This is a genomic window from Streptomyces sp. NPDC001732 (assembly GCF_053596315.1).
Window position 1 is genome coordinate 1 of sequence record NZ_JBSFFY010000144.1, and the last position, 5,637, is coordinate 5,637.

The 5,637-nt window shown below is 68.4% G+C and carries 5 protein-coding genes and 4 pseudogenes; 4 read left to right on the plus strand and 5 right to left on the minus strand.

Annotation, left to right across the window (positions count from 1 at the left end):
• Positions 1-174, minus strand: a pseudogene (locus tag ACWCXX_RS40430) (IS5/IS1182 family transposase); the annotation flags it as partial.
• Positions 175-243: 69 nt separating this feature from the next.
• On the opposite strand from ACWCXX_RS40430, the pseudogene ACWCXX_RS40435 reads away from it, so the two are divergent.
• A pseudogene (locus tag ACWCXX_RS40435) lies at positions 244-615 on the plus strand (IS5 family transposase); the annotation flags it as partial.
• A gap of 156 nt (positions 616-771) precedes the next feature.
• Here the strand turns inward: ACWCXX_RS40435 and ACWCXX_RS40440 are convergent.
• Positions 772-1,491, minus strand: a complete 720-nt coding sequence (locus tag ACWCXX_RS40440) for an IS6 family transposase (RefSeq protein WP_451136204.1) — start codon at positions 1,489-1,491, stop codon at positions 772-774.
• Between the two features lie 567 nt (positions 1,492-2,058).
• Between ACWCXX_RS40440 and ACWCXX_RS40445 the strand changes: the two genes are divergently transcribed.
• On the plus strand, positions 2,059-2,379 hold the full coding sequence (locus tag ACWCXX_RS40445) for a hypothetical protein (protein ID WP_451136212.1): 321 nt from the start codon (positions 2,059-2,061) through the stop codon (positions 2,377-2,379).
• Here the strand turns inward: ACWCXX_RS40445 and ACWCXX_RS40450 are convergent.
• Positions 2,313-2,731: pseudogene (locus tag ACWCXX_RS40450) on the minus strand (helix-turn-helix domain-containing protein); the annotation flags it as partial. The gene ACWCXX_RS40445 and the pseudogene ACWCXX_RS40450 overlap by 67 nt on opposite strands.
• Positions 2,732-2,946: 215 nt before the next feature.
• Between ACWCXX_RS40450 and ACWCXX_RS40455 the strand changes: the two are divergent.
• Complete coding sequence (locus ACWCXX_RS40455) at positions 2,947-3,753, plus strand: hypothetical protein (protein WP_451136206.1); 807 nt, start codon at positions 2,947-2,949, stop codon at positions 3,751-3,753.
• A gap of 68 nt (positions 3,754-3,821) precedes the next feature.
• On the opposite strand, the pseudogene ACWCXX_RS40460 reads toward ACWCXX_RS40455, so the two are convergent.
• Positions 3,822-3,998 (minus strand): annotated as a pseudogene (locus ACWCXX_RS40460) (SpoIIE family protein phosphatase); the annotation flags it as partial.
• Between the two features lie 178 nt (positions 3,999-4,176).
• Positions 4,177-4,485 (minus strand): hypothetical protein, encoded by a 309-nt coding sequence (locus ACWCXX_RS40465; protein ID WP_451136208.1) that lies wholly within the window; start codon positions 4,483-4,485, stop codon positions 4,177-4,179.
• Positions 4,486-4,900: 415 nt separating this feature from the next.
• On the opposite strand from ACWCXX_RS40465, the gene mobF reads away from it, so the two are divergent.
• Positions 4,901-5,637: MobF family relaxase (gene mobF / locus ACWCXX_RS40470; protein ID WP_451136210.1), on the plus strand; the 737-nt coding region annotated here is incomplete at its 3' end.

Sequence of the window (5,637 nt, forward strand, 5' to 3'; positions counted from 1 at the left end):
GAGGATCAGGCCGATCGTGTCGGTGAGGATACCTCGTTTCCGCCCCACAATCTTCTTCGCGGCGTCCGTTCCCTGGCTGGTCACAGGCGCGTTGGTGGAGGTCTTCACGCTCTGGGTGTCGATGGCGGAGCCTGTGGGTTCTGGTTTACGTCCCTCCTTCACGCGGGCCAGTGAGCCTCTTCCAACCTCAGACCGCGTTTGAGATCTGCCGTGTCCTGGGGCGTGGGTGAGCGTTGAGTCCACGTGAGTGCTGTTGGGGGCGGGTATCCGTCGGACTTGACGGATACCCAGTGGACGTTGGTTGAGCCGTTGCTGCCGCCTGCGAGGGTGGGCCTGAAGGGCGGTCGGCGGGAGAAACATCCCAGGCGGCGGATCGTGGATGCGATCTTCTACGTCGTGCGGACCGGGTGTGCTTGGCGGCAGCTTCCGAAGGACTTCCCGCCGTGGCCCACCGTGTACTGGTACTTCACGTGGTGGCACGATGACGGGGCGGTCGAGCGGGTCCACGATGCCCTGCGCGGTCAGGTCCGCGAAGCTGACGGCCGCAAGGTGGAGCCGAGCGCAGGGCTGATCGACTCGCAGTCCGTCCGCACCGCCGACACCGTCCCCATCGCAGGGTCCATACCATTGCTTGATGGCAACACCAGATTTCATCCTCGGGGTCGGGGTCGGTGGATTCCTTCCAGGTCTTGGTGCGCTGGAGGCGTTGTCACGTTGGTGGGGTGTTGATCGGTTGAGGGCGCGTCAGGGCGTGTGTGTGGGGGGCCTGGGTCACGTTGCGGTGGGCGGGGTGGTGGCGCCGGTGAGCTGGTCCCAGATCACGAAGCGGACGGTCATCTCGGTGCGGTGGTCGGGGGCGGTCATCCGGTGCTGGTGTGGCCGGAAGTGGGGTGAGATGCCGCTGAACGCGGACAGGAATCTCTGAGCTCCGCCGACGCTGCGGAAGCCTTTCATGGCGCGTTCGCGCTGGCTCGTTGGCTGGTGGGAGTTCTCGGCCCGGTTGTTCAGGCCCTTGTGGGAGCGGTGCTCGACCGAGGGCATCACCTCGCGGTGGGCCGCCCCGTAGGAACGGAGCCTGTCCGTGACGATCATCCTTGGCACGGCCCCGATTCCTTTGAGGAGCCGACGGTAGAAGCGCCTGGCCGCGGCCTTGTTGCGCCGGTTCCGGACGAGGATGTCCAGCACGTTGCCGTCCTGGTCGACCGCGCGCCAGAGGTACTTCTGCTCGCCGTTGATCGTGATGAAGACCTCGTCAAGGTGCCACTTGTCGCCGGGGCGGGGACGTCGGCGGCGCAGCGCGTTGGCGTAGGACTGTCCGAACTTCAGACACCACCGGCGGATCGTCTCGTAGGACACGATGACGCCGCGCTGCAGCATCAGCTCCTCCACCTCACGGAATGACAGCGGGAAGCGGAAGTACAGCCACACGCAGTGGGAGATCACCTCGACCGGGTACCGGTGCCCCTTGTACGACGGCGGCGTACTGCCCACGGACAACCCCCTCCACCATGATCAACCCGAAGATCATCCCACCCGGTCAGTCAACGTGACAGTGCCGCACGACGTCCTCGCGGAACTCCTTCGGATACGGCTTGGGCACTGCAACATCCTTCCAGGCCGCCTCTCAGCAAGCCAGGTCAGGTGTCACTTATCCGTGCATCAGTCCCTCTCGGGCGAGGCCCAGAATGCGTCACAGTTAGTTCGGTCAACGGGACGTGTTCGTGGATGCAGTCGGTTCCGTAGGCTCGCCCGCATTCGCCCAGCGCCAGCTTTCTCCGCTCGAAGTGGGACAGGAACTCCTGCCATTCCTCGGCGGTGACCGCGTCCTTTGCCGTCTCGGCACCGCTGGTGGCCCAGGCCGCCTCCGTCGGCGATCTCCTCCAGGTTCTGCCGGTGGTGTTCCACCTTGCTGTGGTGCGGGCGCCTGACCGCGGACCTGTCCTACCCGCTCAGCGGCCGCACGCTGGTGAGCCGAAGCGAGGAGTGATGAGCCGGACAAGCCCGCGCGGAGTCCTGTGTGTTGGCGACCGCGTTCGTTTCGACGGGCAGGTGCACACGGTGGCAGGGCTCGCGAGCACCACGGTCCGGCTGGTCGACAGCCACGGGGCACCGTCGCTGATGATGTTCACCCACCTCATGGCCGCCGAGGACTTCGAGCTGCTCGACTCCCAGGCCACGACGCCGGGCCTGCCGCCGTTCGGGCAGCTCGACACGGTTCCCGAACCCGTCTTACGCAAGACCCAGTTCTTCGAGCGGCACCTGATCGAGGTTGAGACTGGGATGCCGTCGGATGCGCCCGCGGGCACCAGTCCCCGGGCGGAGACCTGCGGGGAGAACCCGAGCCGGTGCATCAGCCGGGTGGCACCCGAGACGCTGTAGGAGACGAGGAACTTCCTGCCGATCAGCGTGGTCACCCGAGTGGCCGTCCACACCTGGTCCTCCACCCAGCCGTGCGCGGCCGGCCCCTGCTGGAGATACACGGCCAGCTTCTCCAGGCAGCGCGGGGACAGGCGGCATCGCGACCCGCTCGGACCACGGGAGGCCAGAGCCTGAACACCACCCTCCCGCCACCGTGGGCGCCACTGGTAGGCCGATTTCAGGCTCACCCGCAGCCGCCGCACGGCCTCCGGCGGCTTGATCCTCTGCTCGAACAGCTAGGCTGCCTACATACGCACCGTCTCCCGGCGCCGACGTCCCGCGGCGGTCAGCCCGCCCCATCCGCATACCTCACACACCACGGGATACAGCCACCACCCCAGGCCCTTCAGGGACTTCGCGCAGATTCACCCCAACAATCCGAAGTCAGTAGGATCCAAAGGCCCGCATCTGCGGCCCGTGAAGCGAACACCTTCACGACCGGTGGTGCGGGGCTATGGATTCGCTTGCGAGAGCCCATAAGACGGCCCGCGGTCGCGGGCCGTCCGTGACCAGTGGAGTTCGAACAACATGAGACCTGTACGTCCGCGCCCCTACGCGTGCATAGGAACCCTCCTCGCCGTCGGCCTCCTGGCCGGCTGCTCCTCGTCGGACGGGTCGGCCGAGCCGACGCGTTCGGAATCGTCGTCCGGCCAGCCCGCGCCCGGGAATGAGAGCCCTAAGGCGTCGTCCCCGGCCTTCGCCACCCCGTCCGAGTGCGACGGCCTCCAGCTCAAGGGCGGTACGACCCTGGCCGGTTCGGCCCTGTCAAAGTGCCTGGTGGCCGCCCTGAAGGCGTACGGATCGGGGACGGAGGCCGTACAGTCGGGGGACGAGTCGGGGACATCGCGGTTCCTCTTCGGGGACGAGCCCGCGCTGGCCGGGTCGATGACGGGGCCGGAGGGGGAGAAGGCGTACGTCTTCAAGGGCGAGGACGAGTGGATCAAAACGCCGGGGCTCGGCAAGTGGGTCAAGGGGGACAAGAACAGCAGTGACCCGCAGGAGCAGATCGTGGCCGCCACCGGGAAGCTCTACCGCGCGCTCGCCGATCCGGAGATGACGGCCCAGATGATCGCGTCGGCGCCGGAGTGGACCGTCGAGCAGGAGCGGCCCGTGCTCTCCCTGGAGAACGGGGAGGACGTCACGGCGTGGCGGATCGTGAACAAGAAGCCGTACACGTTCATGGGCGCGGCCGTGCGCGAGCACATCCTCTGGTTCGGGGACGACTTCACGCCCTACGGCGGGCAGGCCGAGTCCCGGACGGCCGGCGTGATGAGCACGACCACGCAGCACTTCTACGACCTGGGCAAGCCGGTGACGATCGAGGCGCCCGAGTAGACCTCTCGCGCTCCGCGTTCCGGGGCCGGTGGACGCCTCCGGAACGCAGAGCGCGCACGGCCGGGCGCCTACAGCGGGACGATGACGAGGGCCGTGTCGTCGTCGGAGCCCGTCGATGGCAGCAGATCCGCCAGCAGCGCGTCGGCGAGCACTTCGGCCCCGGCCCCGTGGTGGCGGGCGAGAAAGGCGGCGAGCCGGTCGAGCCCGGTGTTGATGTCCTCGTTCCGGCGCTCGATCAGGCCGACGTCGAAGCTGGTCACGGCGATGCCGTCACTGCCCAGTAGTACGCCTCCCGTGCGGCACCGGCCCGGCTCAGCAGACCCCGTCCCCACCTCCCGCGTTCGCCAGCAGTACCGGCAGCCTAGTGAACTGGTCTTCCGCCAGGGCGGCTTCGGCGACGAGGTGACGAGGCCCGCCCCTTCATCAAGGGGCGGTGAGGATGCTGTGGGTGCCGATGCGGCGCCAGATCACGTGCGGTGTGTCGGGGCGGAGCGCTGCTCCGTATTGCCAGGTGGCGCGTCCGGCGGGTCCGGTGCCCATGGACCAGGTGAGTTCGTAGATGCCGGAGGCGCGCTGGATGCGTTTGATGCGGAGGCCGGCGCGGAATTGTCCTCCGGCGCGCAGGTCGGGGACGAAGGCGGCCAGGACGATGTGGCGGAAGCGGCGGCGCTGGGCGGGGGTGAGGCGGTCCAGGTCGGTGGTGAAGCGGGGGCAGGTCTCGAAGGTGGGCACGGTGGTCTCCTCCGGGGTGGCACGACGAAGCCCCCGGCGGCTGCCAGGGGCTGAGGGGGTCTCGTTCGGGTTGAAGGGAGTCGGTGACCTGATGCGGGGCGGCCTCGGCCGCCGGTAGTGGTACGTGGGTGTGCACCAGGTGGCGAAGAACGACGTCTGCTGGCGTCTACCGGCGGTTTTTGAGGTTCCTGTGGCGTGTGTGGCCGGGGGGCGCGCAGCATTTGCATGGCCCTGGTGGTGTCCGCCGGGCGGGCACGGTGTCGCCGAAAGCGCCCGCCGTGCGGGATCGGCCGTGAAGTTCCGGTGAAGTCTCCCGCCCTGCGGGATCGTGCTTTTCTGCAGGTCAGGGCCGGTGTTCTCTGTGGGGATGCTGAGTGTCGCGAAGGTCCAGAGACGTAATGCGTGGAAGTACTACGTGCGCGGAGTTGCAGTGGGGGACGGGCGTCTTCCCGCCGGCCGGTCGTTGAAGGCTGCGCAGGAGCAGGCCGGGCTGCCGCCCGGGGTGTGGATGGGGCGCGGCCTGCCCGCGCTCGGGCTCACCGCCGGGCAGAGGGTGACAGGGCGGCAGATGGAGCTCGTCTTCGGGATGCTCCGCCACCCGGACGCCGACCGGATCGAGCGCGAGCTCCTGGACGACGGCGCCGACCCGGCCACGGCCCGGCTGGCCACCGTGCTCGGGCAGCCGGTCGAGGAGATCGAGCAGCGCAAGCAGACCCCGCTGCTCGCCCTCGACTTCACCTTCCGGCCGCAGGCGTCACTGGTCGTGCTGTGGGCACTGGGAGACGAGAAGACGCGCCGGACCATTGAGCGGGCGCACGAGCGGGCCGTCGCCAAGACGCTGCGCTGGCTGGAGGACGAGGTCGCACAGACCCGGTGGGCCTCCGGCCGGGGCCGTGCGAAGACCCCGGCCCTGGTCGTCGCGGCGTTCCGGCACTTCGACAACAGGAACGGATTTCCTCTCCTGCATGAGCACTGTCTGATCGCCAACCGGGTACAGCGCCCGGACGGCTCCTGGTACGCGCTGGACACGGTCCGCCTCTACCAGAATGTGGTGGCGGCCGACACTCTCTACACCCTCACGATGACCACCGAGGTGTGCGAGAAGCTCGGGCTGGCGACCGTGCCCCGGGAGGTGACGCCGGGCCTGCGCCC